The organism is Sulfitobacter sp. D7, assembly GCF_003611275.1.
GTDB classification, from domain to species: Bacteria; Pseudomonadota; Alphaproteobacteria; order Rhodobacterales; family Rhodobacteraceae; genus Sulfitobacter; species Sulfitobacter profundi.
Genome location: NZ_CP020694.1, coordinates 98871 through 118052, shown reverse-complemented (window position 1 = coordinate 118052; position 19182 = coordinate 98871). Strand labels below are relative to the sequence as shown.

Annotated in this window: 17 protein-coding genes; 12 read left to right on the top strand and 5 right to left on the bottom strand. The window is 59.1% G+C overall.

Going from position 1 to position 19182, the window contains the following annotated elements:
- Positions 1–90 precede the first annotated feature (90 nt).
- The 6 genes from rho to B5M07_RS00470 are packed head-to-tail and all read left to right on the top strand — an operon-like array spanning position 91 to position 6861.
- Positions 91–1362, top strand: coding sequence for a transcription termination factor Rho (gene rho, locus B5M07_RS00495; protein WP_093927598.1), 1272 nt, complete (start codon positions 91–93; stop codon positions 1360–1362).
- Between the two features lie 32 nt (positions 1363–1394).
- On the top strand, positions 1395–2681 hold the full coding sequence (gene mnmE, locus B5M07_RS00490; protein WP_120349799.1) for a tRNA uridine-5-carboxymethylaminomethyl(34) synthesis GTPase MnmE: 1287 nt from the start codon (positions 1395–1397) through the stop codon (positions 2679–2681).
- A 13-nt stretch (positions 2682–2694) separates the two neighbouring features.
- Positions 2695–4557, top strand: coding sequence for a tRNA uridine-5-carboxymethylaminomethyl(34) synthesis enzyme MnmG (gene mnmG / locus B5M07_RS00485; protein ID WP_120352104.1), 1863 nt, complete (start codon positions 2695–2697; stop codon positions 4555–4557).
- Positions 4554–5159, top strand: coding sequence for a 16S rRNA (guanine(527)-N(7))-methyltransferase RsmG (gene rsmG / locus B5M07_RS00480; RefSeq protein WP_120349798.1), 606 nt, complete (start codon positions 4554–4556; stop codon positions 5157–5159). The genes mnmG and rsmG overlap by 4 nt, the downstream gene beginning before the upstream one ends.
- Positions 5152–5949, top strand: coding sequence for a ParA family protein (locus B5M07_RS00475; protein WP_120349797.1), 798 nt, complete (start codon positions 5152–5154; stop codon positions 5947–5949). Before rsmG ends, B5M07_RS00475 begins: the two co-directional genes overlap by 8 nt.
- A 12-nt stretch (positions 5950–5961) precedes the next feature.
- A complete protein-coding gene (locus B5M07_RS00470) occupies positions 5962–6861 on the top strand; it encodes a ParB/RepB/Spo0J family partition protein (protein WP_120349796.1) in 900 nt (299 codons plus the stop codon).
- Here B5M07_RS00470 and hemW read toward each other — a convergent pair.
- From hemW to rph, 3 genes are read right to left on the bottom strand one after another with little or no spacing between them, the layout of a single operon-like run.
- Positions 6858–8012 (bottom strand): radical SAM family heme chaperone HemW, encoded by a 1155-nt coding sequence (hemW, locus tag B5M07_RS00465; RefSeq protein ID WP_120349795.1) that lies wholly within the window; start codon positions 8010–8012, stop codon positions 6858–6860. The genes B5M07_RS00470 and hemW overlap by 4 nt on opposite strands.
- Entirely contained in the window at positions 8005–8616 is a 612-nt protein-coding gene (gene rdgB, locus B5M07_RS00460; RefSeq protein ID WP_120349794.1) for an RdgB/HAM1 family non-canonical purine NTP pyrophosphatase, read from the bottom strand. Before rdgB ends, hemW begins: the two co-directional genes overlap by 8 nt.
- The gene (gene rph, locus B5M07_RS00455) at positions 8613–9326 is read right to left on the bottom strand and encodes a ribonuclease PH (protein WP_067630810.1); all 714 of its coding nucleotides are present in this window, start codon (positions 9324–9326) and stop codon (positions 8613–8615) included. The genes rdgB and rph overlap by 4 nt, the downstream gene beginning before the upstream one ends.
- Before the next feature lie 110 nt (positions 9327–9436).
- Here rph and hrcA point away from each other — a divergent pair, with 110 nt between their 5' ends.
- Together hrcA and B5M07_RS00445 are read left to right on the top strand one after the other, a co-directional pair.
- Positions 9437–10501: a heat-inducible transcriptional repressor HrcA gene (gene hrcA / locus B5M07_RS00450; protein ID WP_120349793.1), complete on the top strand. Its 1065-nt coding sequence runs from the start codon at positions 9437–9439 to the stop codon at positions 10499–10501.
- Between the two features lie 9 nt (positions 10502–10510).
- The gene (locus B5M07_RS00445; protein WP_067630818.1) at positions 10511–11074 is read left to right on the top strand and encodes a nucleotide exchange factor GrpE; all 564 of its coding nucleotides are present in this window, start codon (positions 10511–10513) and stop codon (positions 11072–11074) included.
- Between the two features lie 29 nt (positions 11075–11103).
- On the opposite strand, the gene mutS is transcribed toward B5M07_RS00445, so the two are convergent.
- Positions 11104–13725, bottom strand: coding sequence for a DNA mismatch repair protein MutS (gene mutS / locus B5M07_RS00440; protein ID WP_120349792.1), 2622 nt, complete (start codon positions 13723–13725; stop codon positions 11104–11106).
- A gap of 194 nt (positions 13726–13919) precedes the next feature.
- Between mutS and B5M07_RS00435 the strand changes: the two genes are divergently transcribed.
- Complete coding sequence (locus B5M07_RS00435) at positions 13920–16178, top strand: NADP-dependent malic enzyme (RefSeq protein WP_120349791.1); 2259 nt, start codon at positions 13920–13922, stop codon at positions 16176–16178.
- Positions 16178–17053, top strand: a complete 876-nt coding sequence (locus B5M07_RS00430) for a ribokinase (protein WP_120349790.1) — start codon at positions 16178–16180, stop codon at positions 17051–17053. The genes B5M07_RS00435 and B5M07_RS00430 overlap by 1 nt, the downstream gene beginning before the upstream one ends.
- Before the next feature lie 16 nt (positions 17054–17069).
- Here the strand turns inward: B5M07_RS00430 and msrA are convergent, their stop codons facing one another.
- Positions 17070–17735, bottom strand: a complete 666-nt coding sequence (gene msrA / locus B5M07_RS00425; protein ID WP_120349789.1) for a peptide-methionine (S)-S-oxide reductase MsrA — start codon at positions 17733–17735, stop codon at positions 17070–17072.
- 155 nt (positions 17736–17890) lie between these two features.
- Here msrA and B5M07_RS00420 point away from each other — a divergent pair, with 155 nt between their 5' ends.
- Positions 17891–18589 carry an HAD family hydrolase gene (locus B5M07_RS00420; RefSeq protein ID WP_120349788.1) on the top strand — a complete coding sequence of 233 codons (699 nt, stop codon included), beginning with the start codon at positions 17891–17893 and terminating at the stop codon, positions 18587–18589.
- 67 nt (positions 18590–18656) lie between these two features.
- Complete coding sequence (locus tag B5M07_RS00415; RefSeq protein ID WP_067622268.1) at positions 18657–19070, top strand: DUF7282 domain-containing protein; 414 nt, start codon at positions 18657–18659, stop codon at positions 19068–19070.
- The last annotated feature ends 112 nt before the right edge of the window (positions 19071–19182 follow it).

Here is a 19182-nt window from a genome sequence, read left to right as displayed (position 1 = left end):
TGCGCCACTGTCCCGTCCGGGGCGGTTTCTGCTTGCCACATTCAAATGATCGACCAGCCCGCATTCTGCTGCGGCTGAACAGGATGCTCCATGACAACCGAAACGCTGAACCTCGCTGATCTCAAGGCGCAGACGCCGAAAAACCTGCTCGCCATGGCCGAAGAGCTGGAGATCGAAAACGCCTCGACCATGCGTAAAGGCGAGATGATGTTCCAAATTCTCCGCGAACGCGCGGATGAGGGCTGGGAGATCTCAGGCGACGGCGTGCTGGAAGTGTTGCAAGACGGATTCGGTTTCCTGCGCTCGCCCGAAGCGAACTACCTGCCGGGCCCCGATGACATCTATGTCTCGCCCGACATGATCCGCAAATGGTCGCTGCGCACCGGGGACACCATTGAAGGGCTGATCAAAGCGCCTGACGACACCGAACGCTATTTCGCGCTGACCGAAGTGACCAAGATCAACTTCGAGGCGCCCGAGAAGGCCCGCCACAAGGTTGCTTTTGAGAACCTGACGCCGCTCTACCCTGACGAGCGTCTGACGATGGAGGTCGATGACCCCACCATCAAGGACCGCTCCGCACGGATCATCGATCTGGTTTCGCCCATCGGCAAGGGCCAGCGTTCGCTGATCGTCGCCCCGCCGCGCACCGGTAAGACCGTGCTGCTGCAGAACATCGCCAATAGCATCGAAAAAAACCACCCAGAGTGCTATCTGATCGTCTTGCTGATCGACGAACGGCCCGAGGAAGTCACCGACATGCAGCGTTCGGTGAAGGGGGAGGTCGTATCCTCCACTTTCGATGAACCTGCAACGCGCCACGTGGCCGTGTCCGAGATGGTGATCGAGAAAGCCAAGCGTCTTGTTGAACACAAGCGCGACGTTGTGATCTTGCTCGATTCGATCACCCGTCTGGGCCGCGCGTTCAACACCGTGGTGCCATCTTCGGGTAAGGTTCTGACCGGTGGTGTCGACGCAAACGCCCTGCAACGCCCCAAACGTTTCTTCGGCGCTGCGCGGAACATCGAAGAGGGCGGATCGCTCACCATCATCGCCACAGCGCTGATCGACACCGGCAGCCGCATGGATGAGGTGATCTTTGAAGAGTTCAAAGGCACCGGCAACTCTGAAATCGTGCTGGACCGCAAGATCGCCGACAAGCGCGTCTTCCCGGCGATCGACATCCTCAAGTCCGGCACCCGGAAAGAGGATCTGCTGGTCGATAAAGTGGACCTGCAAAAGACCTTTGTCCTGCGCCGCATTCTCAACCCGATGGGCACCACTGACGCCATCGAGTTCCTGCTCGGCAAGCTCAAGCAGACCAAGTCGAATTCTGACTTCTTCGACTCCATGAACACCTGAGTTATTGATTAATAACAATAGGTTAGTGAAATATGGACACGATATTCGCCCAAGCGTCAGCGCCGGGCCGTGCCGGAGTTGCGGTGATCCGCATTTCCGGCCCGCAGGCCTTTGCGATCGCAGAGAAGATCACCGGCCAACGCCCTGAGGGGCGCGAAAGCGTGCTGCGCAATCTTCGGGGCGCCGAGGGGGAGGTCATCGACCAAGCCTTGCTCCTCAGCTTTCCCGGGCCGAATTCCTTCACCGGCGAAGATGTTGTCGAGCTGCAAGTTCACGGTTCGATCGCTGTCGTGCGCGCTATGCTCTCACTGCTCTCGACATTCCCGGAAACACGAATGGCTGAGGCAGGTGAATTCACCCGTCGCGCCCTAGAAAATGAAAAGCTGGACCTCGCACAGGTCGAAGGTCTGGCAGATCTCATCGAAGCCGAAACCGAGGCACAAAGAAAGCAAGCTCTCCGCGTTCTCTCCGGGCACCTTGGCGCGCGGGTCGAAGACTGGCGGAAAGACCTGATCCGGGCTGCGGCCTTGCTTGAAGCGACGATCGACTTCGCAGACGAAGAGGTGCCCGTTGATGTCACCCCAGAGGTCGACGCGCTGCTAACCAAAGTCGGGAAAGAGTTGCAGGCCGAAGCGCGGGGCACCTATGTTGCAGAGCGCGTCCGCAATGGCTTTGAAGTTGCCATCATCGGCGCACCGAACGCCGGTAAATCGACCCTGCTAAATGCTCTCGCAGGCCGTGACGCAGCGATTACATCCGAAATCGCTGGCACGACTCGCGACGTTATCGAGGTAAGGATGGACCTCGGCGGTCTGCCAGTGACGCTGTTGGATACGGCGGGTCTGCGCGATAGCGATGATAAGATTGAGGCCATCGGAATCGAGCGGGCTATCGAACGCGCGAAAGCCGCCGACTTGCGGGTCTTCCTTGCCGCCCCGGATGAGACTTTGATGATCGCTCCGGAGCCTGATGATATTGTGGTCCGACCAAAGGCGGATCTCACAGGTATCGGGGAAAGCGGGATATCTGGAAAAACCGGGCAGGGCATCTCTGAGCTTATTGCCCGGGTCCAAACGACCCTTTCGACGAAGAGCGCCCGCATCGGACTAGCGACGCATGAGCGACATCGTGTCGCTCTGGAGCAAGCCGTCTCGTGTTTGGCTGAGGTAGATGTTATCCTCCAGCGAGGACCCGACTTTTATGATTTAGCCGCGGCGGAATTGCGATTCGCTATACGCGCGCTCGAAGCTTTAGTAGGCCGGATAGATGTCGAAAACCTGCTGGATGAAATCTTCACCAGCTTTTGCGTAGGTAAATGATGGAGTGTTTCACGTGAAACATTTTGATGTGATCGTGATCGGCGGCGGCCATGCGGGCGCGGAAGCGGCTCACGCTTCGGCGCGCCTCGGAGCTCATACCGCTCTTGTGACGATGGACCGGAGCGGCATCGGTGTGATGTCGTGCAATCCTGCGATTGGTGGATTGGGTAAAGGTCACCTCGTCCGCGAGATTGATGCGATGGACGGCGTTATGGGTCGGGTGGCAGATAAAGCTGGCATTCAGTTCCGTCTGCTGAACCGTCGCAAAGGCCCCGCGGTGCAAGGCCCGCGAGCCCAGGCAGACCGCAAAATCTACCGTACCGAGATGCTCAAAGAGATTGAAGGCCAAGAAAACCTCGATATTGTCGAAGGCGAAGTCGTGGATTTCGCGATGGATGGCGACACGGTGGCCGGGGTGGTACTGGCCGACGGCGCTACTATCCGAGCGACCTCTGTGGTGCTGACCACTGGAACCTTTTTGCGGGGCGTCATTCACATCGGCGACGTATCGCACCAGGGTGGACGAATGGGCGACAAAGCCTCCGTTCGGCTCGCTGAACGGATCGGTTCCTTTGGCCTTCCTATGGGACGGTTGAAGACAGGGACGCCGCCGCGCTTGGATGGCCGGACCATTAACTGGGATATTTTAGAAAAACAGCCAGGCGACGAGGAGCCTGTCGTATTTTCATTCCTCTCCAGAGAAGTATCTGCACCGCAGGTTGCCTGCGGGATAACGCACACCAACCGGAAAACTCATCAGATCATTCGCGAGAACCTAGATAGGTCCGCCATGTACGGAGGGCATATCGATGGTGTGGGCCCGCGGTACTGCCCATCTATTGAAGACAAGGTGGTTCGATTTGCGGATAAAGACTCGCATCAGGTTTTCTTGGAGCCTGAGGGCGTAGACGACCACACTGTATACCCGAACGGAATTTCAACGTCCCTGCCGGAAGACGTGCAAGAGGCCTACGTACGGAGTATGGTCGGGCTCGAAAATGCAATAATCCTCCAGCCCGGCTATGCCATTGAGTATGATTACATAGACCCCCGTGCTCTGTCTTCGACCCTCGACGTGCGTACCGTGCCGGGCCTCTATTTGGCGGGTCAAATCAATGGCACCACGGGTTATGAGGAAGCCGCTGCTCAGGGTCTCGTCGCAGGACTAAATGCTGCTTTGATGTCGCAGGGTAGGGACGCTGTGGCATTTGGACGTGCTGAGAGCTATATCGGCGTCATGATTGATGACCTGACGACCCGAGGTGTGAGTGAGCCATATCGCATGTTTACGTCCCGGGCGGAGTTCCGGCTGTCCCTACGCGCAGACAACGCTGACCAGCGCCTGACGCCCCTGGCAATCGAGCTCGGCTGCGTATCGGAAGCTCGCGGTAAGCTCTTTCAGCGTAAGCTGGCTTCTTTGGAGGCCTTTAAGGAGCAATTGCAGGCAAAAGATTGGACCCCGAAGGAACTCCTGGCAGGTGGTATTGCCGTCAATCAAGACGGTACTAAACGGAATGGTTTTCAGGTCCTCGCGTTTCCTGACGTTAAGTTCGAGGATCTTCTGTCGCTCGATAGTAGCTTAGAGATAGCCCCAAAAGAGGTACGACGCCAGATCGAGCGCGATGCGCTTTACGCGACTTATATTTCCCGTCAGCAGAAAGAGATCGATCTTCTCAAAAAGGACGAGGGCCTTCGGATCCCGCCTGATTTCATGTTCGACGAGCTTGCTGGGCTCTCCAATGAATTGAAGTCGAAGATCGCGGCGGCCCGGCCGGAGACGATGGCACAGGCGGCCCGTATCGACGGGATGACGCCAGCTGCCCTAACCTTAATACTCGCGCGGGTGAAAAGAGGAACGGGTAAGAGGTCTGCATGACGATAGAGAACGCCCTGAATGTTTCACGTGAAACATTTGACAAGCTGGCAGCTTTCGCTGAGCTAGTGCGAAAATGGAATCCGAAGATCAATTTGGTTTCCAAAAACAGCTTGGATGATCTCTGGCAACGTCATATCCTCGATTCCGTACAGGTTTTCGAACTTGCTGAGGGCGAGGGCCATTGGGTTGATCTTGGCAGCGGCGGAGGGTTTCCGGGAATCGTGGTTGCGATTCTCAATCAAGAAGCGCAGAATTTTCAAGTGACCATGGTCGAGAGTGATCAACGAAAATGCGCGTTTCTCCGTACCGCAATACGGGAACTTGGCCTGACCGCTTTAGTCAAAACCGAGAGAATCGAACAGTTGGATGGCCTTGGAGCCGATATATTGTCGGCACGGGCTCTTGCTGATTTGACGCAGCTTCTGGACTTCACTGAACTTCATCTGAATTCTGACGGTACCGCGCTCTTTCCCAAGGGACAGAATTGGCGAAGTGAAGACAGTGATGCTAAGCAAGTCTGGGCCTACGCGCTCGAAGCCGTAGAGAGCAAAACCAATCCGACTGCCGCTATTTTGAAGATTAAGGATATCACTCGTGTCTGACCTATCTCGTCCGGCTGGACCGAAAATTGTTGCTATTGCGAACCAAAAGGGCGGCGTTGGCAAGACCACAACCACGATCAACCTCGCGGCAGCGCTTGCAGAGGCGGGCAAGCGAATCCTCGTTGTCGATCTTGACCCGCAGGGGAACGCCTCTACCGGGCTTGGGATCGAAGTAGAGGATCGAGAGTTCACGACCTATGATCTTTTGCTTGACGACAGCTTGCCGCAGGATGTCATCCAGCGCACTGAAACGGACGGATTACTTATCGTTCCCGCGACGGTGGACCTCAGTTCTGCGGATATTGAGCTTTTCTCGAATGAGAAAAGGAGCTTCCTACTTCACGATGCGCTGCGGCAACCGGCAATGGATCAGTTTGAGTTCGACTATATTCTGATCGACTGCCCGCCATCTCTCAACCTACTGACAGTAAACGCAATGATCGCGGCGCATTCTGTTCTCGTGCCGCTTCAGAGCGAGTTTTTTGCGCTGGAGGGTCTTTCCCAGCTTATGCTTACGATCCGCGAAGTGCGGCAGAGCGGGAATAAAGATCTGAGGATCGAGGGCGTGCTTCTTACGATGTATGATAGGCGGAATAACCTGTCGCAGCAGGTTGAAAGTGATGCGCGTTCAAACCTTGGAGATCTCGTGTTCCAGACCGTCATCCCGCGGAATGTTCGGGTAAGCGAAGCGCCAAGTTTTGCGATGCCCGTTTTGAGTTACGATCCTACTTCGAAAGGGGCCCAAGCCTACCGCGATTTGGCGGCAGAGCTAACGAGAAACAATGGTTAATAAGGTGGCAGTATGGCAGATAAACAAGAGCGTAAACGGGGCCTTGGCCGGGGGCTTTCGGCACTGATGGCGGATGTAGCTGAGACAGAGAGCGTGGCCGCCAAGGGGGCCGCGGCGGCGGAGCAGTTCGTTCCGATTGAGCGGATCAAGCCGAACCCAGATCAGCCGCGTAAACGGTTTGAGCAAGAGCATCTGGACGATCTCGCCGCATCTATCAAGGAAAAGGGGGTCATTCAGCCCCTAATCGTGCGTGCGCTGGACAATGGCAACTTCGAGATCGTCGCTGGTGAGCGGCGCTGGCGGGCTTCGCAAATCGCGAAGATACATAGCCTTCCGGTTATTGTGCGCGAGTTCACCGATGTTGAAGTGCTCGAAGTTGCGATCATCGAAAACATCCAGCGGGCCGACCTGAACTCGGTCGAGGAAGCGGCGGGTTATCGTCAGCTGATGGATAAATTCGGGCACACGCAGGAGAAGATGGCAGAGGCGCTTGGCAAGAGCCGGAGCCATATTGCGAACCTTTTGCGTCTGTTGAACCTGCCAGATCCGGTGCAGGAAATGGTGCGTCAGAATGAATTGAGCGCGGGGCACGCGCGGGCGCTGATCCCGGCAAAGGACCCGATGAAATTGGCCCAGCAGGTCATCAAGGGTGGCCTTTCCGTGCGCGCAACCGAAGCGTTGGTCAAGAGAGATCAGGCTGGCGAGCGCGGTAATATGGTAAATAAAGAGCGCCTCTCGCAGCGCTCAGAGAAAGACGCCGATACTCAGGCGCTTGAAGGCGACCTGTCAGCTAACCTTGGTATGAAGGTTAGTTTGGACCATAAACCGGGCCAAGAAGCGGGTAAGGTGACGTTGCACTATACCACGCTTGACCAGTTGGACGAGATCTGCCGCCTGCTGGGCGGGTCTTAGGGCAAAAGCGTTTCGATCACGGCGTTTAGAACTATAACGCCTTGATCGGACACGGTTAATCTGCCTCCTTCGCGCTTTGCCATGCCAATATCTTGCAGGTGATCGACCGCCTTTTCGTCGATTTCATGCCCGGCGATATCGGCGTAGCGAACCAGATCGACGCCTTCTTTCAGGCGTAGACCCATAAGGAGAAACTCGGTCGCCTGTTCGCTTCGGCTGATGGCGGCGCGGGGTTTCTCCGCTTCGCCTTTTGCGACCCCATCAAGCCACCGTTGCGGATTGCTGTAGGCGACGGTTGCTAGTTTTTGTCCGCCAAGCGTCAGCCGTCCGTGCGCGCCGGGGCCGATACCGATGTAATCGCCATAGCGCCAGTAGATCAGGTTGTGACGCGATTGGGCGCCATCGCGTGCGTGATTTGAGACCTCATAGGCGGGCATGCCCATATCGTTGCAAATGTCGTGTGTCAGAGTGAACATATCCGCGCCCAAGTCTTCGTCGGGCAGGCCGCGCAGCTTGCCACGGGCGTAGCGGTCATCGAAAGCGGTGCCTTGTTCGATGGTCAGTTGGTAGAGCGAAATATGGTCTATCGCAAGCGATAGAGCCTGCTTTAGCTCGGCTTCCCATTGGGCCGCGGTCTGATCCTGACGGCCATAGATAAGATCGAAACTGACCCGTTCGAACGTATTGCGGGCGATGTCGAAAGCCGTCAACGCCTCTTTAGTAGAGTGCAGGCGGCCCAAACGCTTGAGATCTGAATCGTTGAGCGCCTGAATTCCCATAGAGACACGTGAAACGCCGGCTTGTCGGTAGGCGGCGAAACGGCCTGCTTCGACAGAACCGGGGTTGGCTTCGAGCGTGATCTCCAGATCATTTGCGGTGGGCCAGTGCCGCCGGATCGCGGCAATGATATCGGCCACGACATCCGGGTCCATCAGGCTGGGTGTGCCGCCCCCGAAAAAGACTGCGTTGAGGACGCGGCCCGGTGTCTCATCCGCCGCTCTCTGGAGCTCTGCCAGATAGGCATCACGCCAGGCGGTTTGGTCGATCCGGCGGCTGACATGGCTGTTGAAGTCACAATAGGGGCACTTTGCCTCGCAAAATGGCCAGTGGATATAGAGGCCGAAGCCGCCCTGTTGCCAATCTTCAGCCAAAACAGCCCGCAATCAATTTCGCAAAAGCATCGGCGCGGTGGCTGATGCTGTTTTTCTGTTCCGCGTCCATCTCGGCGAATGTGATGTCATGCCCATCGGGTTGGAACATCGGGTCATAGCCATGCCCTTGTTCACCCCGCATGGGCCAAACCAGCGAGCCATTTACCTTACCCGCAAAGACTTCGTCGTGGCCATCGGGCCAAGCCAGCACCAGCGTCGCGCAAAAGCGGGCGCGGCGCGGGTAGGGGGCGTTTTTTTCCTCCAGCAGGTCGCGCGTTTTGGTCATGGCCATGATGAAATCGCGGCCATTCTCGGTCTCTGCCCAGTCGGCAGTATAGACACCGGGGGCGTTGGCCAGCGCTTCGACCTCAATGCCGGAATCGTCGGCCAAGGCGGGCATGCCGGTGGCCTTAGCCGCCGCATGTGCCTTGATCCGGGCGTTGCCAACGAATGTGGTCTCGGTCTCCGCGGGCTCGGGCAGGCTCATCTCTGCCGCGCCGACGACCTCTACCCCGTGGGGCGCGAAAAGCTGGCGCATTTCGTCCAGTTTGCCCGCGTTATGGGTGGCGATCAGGATCCGGCTTTCGGTGAACTTGCGTGTCATGCGGTGACCGATTTCTGAATCGCGGCCAGTTCGCCGACGCCTTTTTCGGCCAGATCCATCAGCTGGTTCATCTGGTCGCGCGTATAGGTAGAGCCTTCGGCGCTCATCTGGACTTCGATCAGCTTGCCGGACCCGGTCATGATGAAGTTACCGTCAACGCCGGCCTCAGAGTCTTCGGGATAGTCGAGGTCAAGCACCGGCTGTCCTGCATAGATGCCACAGCTTACCGCGGCGACCGGATCAACCAGCGGATCAGAGACGACATCGCCCGCTTTCATCAGTTTGTTCACGGCCAACCGCAGGGCAATCCAACCGCCGGTGATCGACGCGCAGCGGGTGCCGCCATCGGCCTGAAGCACGTCACAATCGACAGTGATCTGACGCTCTCCCAGAGCGGAGCGGTCGACACCGGCGCGCAGGGCACGACCGATCAGGCGCTGGATCTCGACCGTGCGGCCCCCTTGCTTGCCCGACGCGGCCTCACGGCGCATTCGTGTATTGGTAGCGCGGGGCAGCATGCCGTATTCGGCGGTGACCCAACCCAGACCGGAGCCTTTGATAAACGGCGGCACGCGGTCTTCGATCGTGGCGGTGCACAGCACATGGGTGTCGCCCATCTTGATCAGGGCCGACCCTTCGGCGTGTTTGGTGAAACCTGTCTCGATCGAGACGGCGCGCATTTCATCGAGTTTCCGGCCAGAGGGACGCATGACATATCCTTTTTGATGTTGCCCGGGGATACCGCCCCACAAGGCTTTGATGCAACCCCGATTGACGTTTGCCCGGCTTGTACCTTTATTGGGGAAGAGAGCGAGCACCGATGAAAAACACGCCTGAATTGCTGAAAGACATGAACGACCGGTCCCGCGAAGTGTTTCGCCGGGTGGTCGAAGGCTATCTGGAAAGTGGCGATCCCGTCGGGTCGCGCACGCTGACGCGCGACTTCAGTGAAAAGGTTTCGGCAGCGACGATCCGCAATGTGATGCAGGATCTCGAATACATGGGGCTGCTCGACAGCCCGCATGTCTCGGCCGGGCGGATTCCAACCCAATTGGGGCTGCGGATGTTCGTCGATGGCATGATTGAGATCGGCGACCCGACAGAGTTGGACCGCGAAAAGATCGACGCGACGCTGGGCAATAACTCGTCCGATGTGGGCGGGCTTTTGGACCGGATTGGCTCTGCCTTGTCGGGGGTAACGCATGGCGCCTCCCTTGTGCTGACGCCGAAGCACGAAGCGCCGATAAAGCATATCGAATTCGTCTCTCTGTCACCTGATAGGGCCTTGGTTGTGCTCGTCTTTTCCGATGGCCATGTGGAAAACCGGCTTTTCACGCCTCCGCCGGGGCAAACGCCCAGTTCGATGCGCGAGGCGGCGAATTTTCTGAATGCTTTCGTTGAGGGCAAGACCCTCAGCGAATTGCAACGCAGCATCAAACAAGAGATCGCCAAACGCCGTCAGGAGATTGACGTCTTGGCCCAGCAACTGGTCGAGAGCGGTGCCGTGCTCTGGGACGCAGAAGGGGAGCATTCCGAACGCTTGATTGTCCGGGGCCGGTCGAATCTGCTGAGCGGAGAGGGGGAAGCCGAAGACCTCGACCGTATCCGCAGCCTCTTTGATGACCTTGAGCGCAAGCGAGACATCGCCGAATTCCTCGAACTGGCCGAAGACGGGGACGGTGTACGCATTTTTATCGGCTCCGAAAACAAACTTTTCTCACTTTCGGGTTCCTCTCTGGTCGTTTCCCCTTATATGAACGCTGATCGTAAGGTGATCGGCGCCGTGGGTGTCATTGGCCCGACACGCTTAAATTATGGACGTATCGTGCCGATTGTGAACTACACGGCACAACTGGTGGGAAAGCTGATTTCCGACCGGAACTAGAGGTGGAACATGGCAGAGCCGAAAGAAAACGACTTTTTGGACGAGATCGACAGCGCCGAAGCTGAAGAATACGCCGAAGACATGGCCGAGATCGACGAAGAAGCCCTTGCGGTGGAAGAGTTGCGCGCCGAGCGTGACCAATACCGCGACCGTTTCATGCGCGCGCTGGCCGATGCCGAGAACGCGCGCAAACGCTCCGACAAGGATCGGCGCGAGGCCGAGAACTACGGTGGCTCCAAGCTCGCCCGTGACATGCTGCCGGTCTACGACAACATGAAGCGTGCGCTGGAAACCACCACCGAAGAGCAGAAAGAGGCTTTTGGCCCGCTGCTGGAAGGTGTGGAGCTGACGATGCGCGAGTTGCTGAACGTCTTTAAAAAGCACGGCATCGAAGTGATCGCACCCGAAGTGGGCGACAAGTTCGACCCCAAGCATCACGAAGCGATGTTCGAAGCCCCGGTGCCCGGCACCGTCGCGGGCGAGATCATTCAGGTCGCCGCCGAAGGCTTCATGCTGCACGACCGTCTGCTGCGCCCCGCACAGGTTGGGGTGTCTTCGACCCCGGCGAGCTAAGCCCAGTCAGATATCTTTGAAAGAGGCGGTCAGGATTTGGCCGCCTCTTTCAGTTTGTAGATCAGCTCAAGCGCTTCACGGGGGGAGAGTTCATCGGGGATGATCTCTTTCAGCCTTTCCTCGACAGCCGATGTCGTCGCGGGCTTCGGCTGAGGAGTCGGGCTGACGGCGAACAGCGGCAGATCGTCGATCAGGGTCTTTTGCGTCGCGCCGCCTTCGCGCTCGCCTTTTTCCAGCGCCTCCAGCACCACGCGGGCGCGTGCGATCACCGGCGCAGGCAGGCCCGCCAGTTGCGCGACCTGCACCCCGTAAGACCGGTCTGCCGCGCCTTTGCGCACCTCATGGAGAAAGACGACCTCGCCCTCCCATTCCTTGACCGCTACCGTGGCATTGTCGACACCCGGCAGCTTGCCCGCCAGCGCCGTCATTTCATGATAGTGCGTGGCAAACAGCGCCCGTGTCCGGTTAACGTCGTGCAGATGTTCCAGCGTCGCCCAAGCGATAGAGAGGCCATCATAAGTGGCCGTGCCGCGGCCAATTTCATCAAGGATGACCAAGGCGCGGTCATCCGCTTGGTTCAGGATCGCGGCGGTTTCGACCATCTCCACCATGAAGGTCGAGCGCCCGCGCGCCAGATCGTCCGACGCGCCGACGCGGCTGAAAAGCTGGCTGATAACGCCGATATGGGCCGAGCTTGCGGGCACGAAACTGCCCATTTGCGCCATCAGCGCAATCAGGGCGTTCTGCCGCAGGAAGGTCGATTTACCGGCCATGTTCGGGCCGGTCAGCAGCCAGATGTTCGCGGCTTCGCCCTCGGCACTAAGGTCGCAGTCATTGGCGATGAAAGGCTCGCCCGATTGTTGGGTCAAAGCGCGCTCAACCACCGGATGCCGCCCGCCTTTGATGTCGAATGCCCGAGACATATCAACGCGCGGGCGGGTCCAATTCTCGCTCCGCGCAAGATCGGCCAGACCTGTCGCAAGGTCGACCTCGGCCAGCCCGGCAGAGGTTTGGCCAATCTCTGCTGCATGTTCCAAAATGGCACTCCGAAGGCTTTCGTAGAGCCGTTTTTCGATCTCCTGCGCATGGTTGCCAGCGTTGAGGATTTTCGTCTCCAACTCAGACAGTTCGACGGTGGTGAACCGCACTTGGTTCGCCGTTGTCTGACGGTGGATAAAGGTCTCTGACAGCGGCGGAGAGAGCATTTTTTCCGCATGGGTCGCGGTGCATTCGACGAAATAGCCCAAGACATTGTTATGCTTGATCTTGAGCGAGGAAATCCCCGTGTCAGAAACAAATTGCTGCTGCATGCCCGCGATTACGCCGCGCCCTTCGTCGCGCAACTCGCGCGCGGCGTCGAGGTCTCCATCGTGACCGGGCGCGATGAAGCCGCCATCCCGCACCATCAGCGGCGGTTCGGCGACTAAGGCTTGATCCAGCAGGTCGATGAGGTCGCCATGACCCTGCAAACCTTCGGCGGCCTCGCGCAGCAGATCTGGCAGTTCCTGTTGTGTTAGGCTCTGGTGTAAAGCCTCGGCTTCGATCAACCCGTTGCGGATCGCGGCAAGTTCACGCGGGCCGCCCCGGTCAAGCGAAAGTCGCGACAATGCGCGGTCGAGGTCCGGAACATTGCGCAGCCGACGGCGCATGTCTTCGGCAAGACGGGCATTCTCATGGGCAAAGCTGACCGCATCGGCGCGGGCGGACACCACGTCAACGACCCGCGAGGGGCTTGAGATCCGCCGTTCCAGCAGGCGCGCGCCCCCGGCAGTGACGGTATTGTCCATGATCGACAGCAAAGACCCGCCGCGTCCGCCATTCAGAGAATGCGTCAGTTCCAGATTGCGCCGGGTTGCCGCGTCGATCTGTACGGTACGCGCTTCGGCCTCTTTCTGCGGGGGGCGGAGCAGGGGCAGCTTGCCGCGTTGCGTGATTGTTAGGTATTCTATTACCGCTCCCATGGCCGACACTTCCGCGCGTGTGAAGCTGCCGAATGCCTCAAGCGTCGCGATATCAAACAGGTCGCAGACCCGCTTTTCCGCGCTGGTGCTGTCAAAGGCCGAGCGGGCCAAGCCCGTCAACGCGATCCCGAAATCAGAGACGACTTCGTGCAATTCACTCTCTTTCGCCTCAGAGACGATCAATTCAGACGGCGAGAGGCGGGCCAGTTCCGGCCCCAGACGAACCTGCGCCAAGGGCATCACGTGGAATGCGCCGGTCGATATATCGACCCATGCCATCGCGCAGGCGTCACGGACCTCGGCAAAGGCCGCGAGGTAGTTGTGACGGCGGGCTTCCAGCAGGCTCTCTTCGGTCAGGGTGCCGGGTGTCACCAGCCGCACCACATCGCGTTTCACGACTGACTTATAGCCGCGTTTCTTGGCCTCGGCGGGGCTTTCCATCTGCTCGCAGACCGCCACGCGAAAGCCCTTGCGGATCAGCGTCAACAGATAGCCTTCGGCAGCATGGACCGGCACGCCACACATGGCGATGTCCTTGCCCTGATGCTTGCCGCGTTTGGTCAGCGCGATGTCCAGCGCTTCGGCAGCGGCCACGGCATCGTCGAAAAACATCTCGTAAAAATCGCCCATGCGGTAGAACAGCAGCGCATCCGCGTGGTCCGCTTTAAGCTCAAGATATTGCGCCATCATTGGCGTTACTTTTTCTGTCTGCACGGCGGCCCCCTATTGCAGCGCGGACCCTACAAAACCCCCCGAAGCAGGGAAAGGGGGTGCAGGCGTGATGGGCGGCCTTTATCGGGCAATTTTGCTCTGACGCGGCGCTTGCGTTGTGCAGGCGTCCGATCGTGGCTAAGAAGATTCCAAAGCAAGGGAAGGGCCATATCGTGACCAGAAAGAACCGTATCACCTCTGAAGAGGCGCTTGCCTTTCACCTTGAGCCGACGCCCGGCAAATTCGAGATCTCGGCCACGGTGCCGATGACCACCCAGCGGGACCTCAGCCTCGCCTATTCCCCCGGCGTGGCGGTGCCCTGCGAGGCGATCGCGGAAAACCCCGAGACGGCCTATGACTACACCAACAAGGGCAATCTGGTGGCGGTGATCTCAAACGGGACGGCGGTGCTGGGCTTGGGGAACCTCGGCGCGCTGGCGTCCAAGCCAGTGATGGAGGGCAAGGCGGTTCTGTTCAAACGCTTTGCCGATGTGAACTCGATCGATATCGAGCTTGATACAGAGGATACCGAGGCTTTCATCAACGCCTGCAAGCTGATGGGCCCAACTTTTGGCGGCATCAACCTCGAAGACATCAAGGCGCCTGAGTGTTTCATCATCGAACAGCGTCTGAAGGAAGAGATGGACATCCCCGTCTTCCATGACGACCAGCACGGCACGGCGGTGATCTGTGCCGCGGGCCTGATCAACGCGCTGCATCTGTCGAGCAAAAAGATCGAAGACGTGCGCATCGTGCTCAACGGTGCGGGGGCGGCGGGCATCGCCTGTCTGGAACTGCTCAAATCGATGGGCGCGCGGCATGACAATTGCATCATGTGCGACACCAAGGGTGTGATCTATCAGGGTCGTACCGAGGGCATGAACCAGTGGAAATCGGCCCATGCCGCCAATACCGAGCTGCGCACGCTTGAAGAGGCGATGAAGGGGGCGGATGTGTTCCTTGGGGTTTCGGTCAAGGGCGCGGTGACGCCTACAATGGTCGCCTCCATGGCCGATAACCCGGTGATCTTCGCCATGGCGAACCCGGATCCAGAGATCACCCCCGAAGAGGCGCATGAGGTCCGTATGGACGCCATCGTCGCCACCGGGCGGTCGGATTATCCGAACCAAGTTAACAACGTGCTGGGCTTTCCCTATCTCTTTCGCGGTGCGCTGGATATTCACGCACGCGCCATCAACGATGAGATGAAGATCGCCTGCGCCCATGCGTTGGCGCAACTGGCGCGTGAGGATGTGCCCGATGAAGTGGCGCTGGCCTATGGCCGCACGCTGAGCTTTGGTCGCGACTATATCATCCCCACGCCCTTTGATCCGCGTTTGATCCACCGCATTCCGCCTGCCGTGGCCAAAGCGGGGATGGACACAGGGGCCGCCCGACGACCGATCATCGATATGGATGCCTATGAACTGGGTCTGAAGTCGCGGATGGACCCGACGGCGAGCATCCTGCGCGGCATCAACGCCCGCGCTCGGGCCAATCAGGCGCGGATGATCTTTGCTGAGGGTGATGATCCCAAGGTGCTGCGCGCGGCAGTGATGTACCAGCGTGCGGGTCTCGGCAAGTCGCTGGTCGTGGGCCGCGAGGATGACGTGCGTGCCAAGCTCGAAGAAGCGGGCATGGCCGACGCGGTGCGCGAGTTGGAGGTGGTGAACGCCGCCAATACACAGCATTTGGAAACATACAAAGATTTCCTTTATGGTCGGCTGCAGCGCAAGGGTTTCGACCGCAAGGATATCCACCGCCTTGCCTCTCGCGACCGGCATGTCTTTGCGGCCCTGATGCTGGCACATGGGCACGGCGACGGTCTGGTGACCGGGGCCACCCGCAAGTCGGCGCATGTGTTGGAACGGTTGAATCACGTCTTTGATGCAAATGCCGAAGCCGGAGCCGCAGGCATCACGGCGTTGCTGCACAAGGGGCGCATCGTCTTTATCGCGGACACGTTGGTTCATGAATGGCCCAATGAGAACGATCTGGCCAATATCGCCGAAAGCGGCGCGCGTGTGGCGCGGCATCTGGGGCTGGAGCCGCGGGTTGCCTTCGTCAGCTTCTCGACCTTTGGCTACCCCGTCTCGGAACGCGCCGAAAAGATGCACCTCGCGCCCGAAGTGCTCGATCGGCGCGGCGTCGATTTCGAATACGAAGGCGAGATGACCGTCGACGTGGCTCTGAACGCGGCCAGTCAGGCGAACTACCCGTTCTCGCGGCTGACGGGGCCTGCCAATATCCTCGTGGTGCCAGCGCGGCACTCGGCCAGCATCTCGGTCAAGCTGATGCAAGAGATGGCGGGGGCCACGGTGATCGGGCCGATCCTCACCGGCTTGGACAAATCGATCCAGATCTGCTCCTCCACCTCCACGGCGAATGACATTCTTAACATGGCCATTCTCGCGGCCTGCAAGGTGGGCTGATGATCTGGAACCTCGGCTCTATCAACGCGGATAACTTCTATCTGTTGCCCCATCTGCCGGGGCCGGGGGAGACGATTTCGGCCCGCAATTTTCGGCAAGGGCTGGGCGGTAAGGGGGCCAATATGTCGGTCGCCGCCGCCCGCGCCGGGACGCGGGTGATGCATGTCGGCGCGCTTGGGGCCGATGGCGGTTGGGCGCTGGAACGGCTGTTGGAATACGGGGTCGAGACGGCGCATATCACCTTGATGGAGGGGGTCACCGGCCACGCCAATATCGCCGTTGATCTTGAGGGCGAGAACAACATCGTCATTTTCCCCGGCACCAACCACGAAATCACCGATGAGATGATCGGCGCGGCGCTGAGTGAGGCCTCCTCTGGCGATTGGCTGTTGATGCAGAATGAGACCAACGGCCAGCGGTTCGCGGCTCGGACCGCAAAAACATTGGGCCTGCGGCTGGCCTATGCCGCCGCGCCTTTCGATGCAGCCGCGGTGACGGCGATCCTAGACCAGATCGATCTGTTGGTATTGAACGAGGTCGAAGCGGCGCAGCTTCGGGCCGCGACGGGGGGCGAGCTGCGGCAACTACCTGTCGATGACATCGTGGTGACGCTGGGCGCCGGGGGCTGCGAATGGGTCTCTAACAAGGCGCATCTGGTGGAAAGCTACCCCGCCTATCGGGTTGAGGCGGTGGATACGACCGGGGCGGGGGATACCTTTACCGGCTATCTGGTCGCGGGGTTGGACCGGGGGATGACCATGCCGCAGGCGATTGATCTGGCGATGCGCGCCGGGGCGCTGATGGTCATGCGCCATGGCACCGCGGATGTGATCCCCGACCTGAAAGAGATCCGGGATCACGATTTTCGTACCTAAGCGATCGGTGTCGCGGTTACTTCACAAAGGGTGCCGCGCTGCCCCAAAGCTGTTTCACACGGGCATCCCGGCCACAGCCGTTGCGGTAGCGTTTGTAGGCGACTGATTTTTTGACCGCCACGCCGACACTGCTGAAGGCCAGCCGCTCGCTGCTTTTGTAGTAGTCTTGGTGGTAATCCTCAGCCGGATAAAACGGCGCATCGCCAAGGATTGGGGTCACGACTTTGGCGCCGAGGGCGGTCTGCGCCTCGGCCTTTGCCGCCTCTGCAGCGCTTTTCTGGGCGGGGCTGCCCGCAAAGATCGCGGTGCGGTAGCTTTCCCCTCGGTCACAGAATTGGCCGCCCGCATCCGTCGGGTCGATTGAGCGGAAAAAGAGATCCAGCAGCGTTTTGCGGCTGACCACGTCTGGGTCGAACTGGATTTGCACGGCCTCATAGTGGCCAGTGTTGCCGCCGGTGACCTGTTTGTAGGTGGGGTTCTGGGTGCGCCCCCCGGCAAAGCCCGAGACGGCTTCTTTCACGCCTTTGACGGATTCGAAATCCGCCTCGACGCACCAGAAACAGCCGCCCGCGACGGTCAGCACCTCGGTTTGCGCTGCTGCGGCAGGACGGTTCTGCGTCGCGAGGCCCAAGGTGATGGCGAGGGTCAGAATGGCGGGTTTGAACATTGATTTTCGGAACATGATGGTCCTCCTCTGGCGTAGGGTTGCCGCTGGGGCTGAGATAGCGCAAGGCCGGGGCAGGGGAAGTCACGCGCTGGTGAAGGCAATTTACCACTTGGCGAGATGGCCCGTTCTTTCTAGCGTTCCGGGTTCAACGGCAATGGGGGAAACCTTTCATGCGAATTGCGATGTGGTCAGGGCCACGCAATCTAAGCACCGCGATGATGTATAGTTTCGGGGCGCGGCAGGACTTTACCGCGATGGATGAGCCTTTCTACGCGGCCTATCTGAAGGCGACCGGGTTGGAACATCCGATGCGCGACGCGGTTCTGGCAGCACAGGACCAAGACCCTGCGCGGGTGCCCTTAGGGTTTGTGCAGGACGGTGCGCGGCATCTTTATATGAAACATATGGCGCAGCATATGATTGACGGGTTTCCGCTGGACTGGGCGGAGGATTGTGTGAACATCCATCTGATCCGCCATCCCGCACGGGTGATCGCGAGCTACGCCGCGAAACGTGAAGCGCCCCGTTTGGCGGACATTGGATTTGACCGGCAGCTTATGCTGTTTGAGCGTTTGGGCGGGCTGGTCATCGACAGTGGCGATATCCGTGCGGACCCGGAGGGGATGCTGCGCAAACTCTGCGCCGCGATCGATCTGCCTTTCGACCCTGCGATGCTGCGCTGGCCTGCCGGACCACGCCCCGAGGATGGGGTTTGGGCCCCGCATTGGTATGGGGCGATTCATCAAAGCACCGGATTTGCCGGACCCGAGGGGGATTTGCCCCTGCTGAACGGGGCGAATGCTGAGGTTCTGGCCGCCGCCTTACCCTATTATGAGCAGCTATTTGCGGAACGTCTTAAAAAATTCTGAAATCTGCGAAACTTATTTTGGGTCGCTGTCGTGACTACGGCGTTATTTCAAACGGAGGGAAAACCAGATGAAAAAATTTGCAAGCACCGTAGTCGCCCTGTCCATGATCGCCGGTGGCGCATGGGCTGATGCTCATGCCATGGCAATGGTCGAAGCGTCGGGCCAAGATGTTTCGAATGGCGTCGTTAGCGCCGATAAAGTGATGGCAGGAGAGAATGGCTGGCTGGTCGTGCACCGCACCGATGCCGACATGAAGCCCGGCCCTGTTGTGGGCTATGCGCCGCTGCGTGCGGGGGAGAACACCGACGTGGTCGCGATCCTGCAAGAGGACGTGGCTTCGGGTGATATGCTGATGCTGATGGTGCATTCCGAAGATGGCGGCATGAAGACCGGTGTGTTCGAATACACGCTGGGCGCCAAGGAAGATGGGCCGATCAAGCCAAACGGCGAATTGGTGATGAAAGTCGTCACTGCCGATTGATTTGGCATTGATAGATGTAGAAAGGCCCGGGCGGAAGCGTCCGGGCCTTTTGCGTTTTTGTTTGGGGCCAGCCGCCGGGGGGCGCTGCCCCCGGACCCCCGCGGGTATTTAA

Excerpts from the sequence above, each read along its gene's own strand:
- hrcA (WP_120349793.1), top strand. The coding sequence starts at position 9,437 with ATGAAAAACACGCCTGAATTGCTGAAAGACATGAACGACCGGTCCCGC.
- rdgB (WP_120349794.1), bottom strand. The coding sequence starts at position 8,616 with ATGACACGCAAGTTCACCGAAAGCCGGATCCTGATCGCCACCCATAAC.
- B5M07_RS00430 (WP_120349790.1), top strand. The coding sequence starts at position 16,178 with ATGATCTGGAACCTCGGCTCTATCAACGCGGATAACTTCTATCTGTTG.
- B5M07_RS00445 (WP_067630818.1), top strand. The coding sequence starts at position 10,511 with ATGGCAGAGCCGAAAGAAAACGACTTTTTGGACGAGATCGACAGCGCC.
- mnmE (WP_120349799.1), top strand. The coding sequence starts at position 1,395 with ATGGACACGATATTCGCCCAAGCGTCAGCGCCGGGCCGTGCCGGAGTT.
- rho (WP_093927598.1), top strand. The coding sequence starts at position 91 with ATGACAACCGAAACGCTGAACCTCGCTGATCTCAAGGCGCAGACGCCG.
- mutS (WP_120349792.1), bottom strand. The coding sequence starts at position 13,725 with ATGATGGCGCAATATCTTGAGCTTAAAGCGGACCACGCGGATGCGCTG.
- B5M07_RS00415 (WP_067622268.1), top strand. The coding sequence starts at position 18,657 with ATGAAAAAATTTGCAAGCACCGTAGTCGCCCTGTCCATGATCGCCGGT.
- rsmG (WP_120349798.1), top strand. The coding sequence starts at position 4,554 with ATGACGATAGAGAACGCCCTGAATGTTTCACGTGAAACATTTGACAAG.
- msrA (WP_120349789.1), bottom strand. The coding sequence starts at position 17,735 with ATGTTCCGAAAATCAATGTTCAAACCCGCCATTCTGACCCTCGCCATC.
- B5M07_RS00420 (WP_120349788.1), top strand. The coding sequence starts at position 17,891 with ATGCGAATTGCGATGTGGTCAGGGCCACGCAATCTAAGCACCGCGATG.
- B5M07_RS00470 (WP_120349796.1), top strand. The coding sequence starts at position 5,962 with ATGGCAGATAAACAAGAGCGTAAACGGGGCCTTGGCCGGGGGCTTTCG.
- rph (WP_067630810.1), bottom strand. The coding sequence starts at position 9,326 with ATGCGTCCCTCTGGCCGGAAACTCGATGAAATGCGCGCCGTCTCGATC.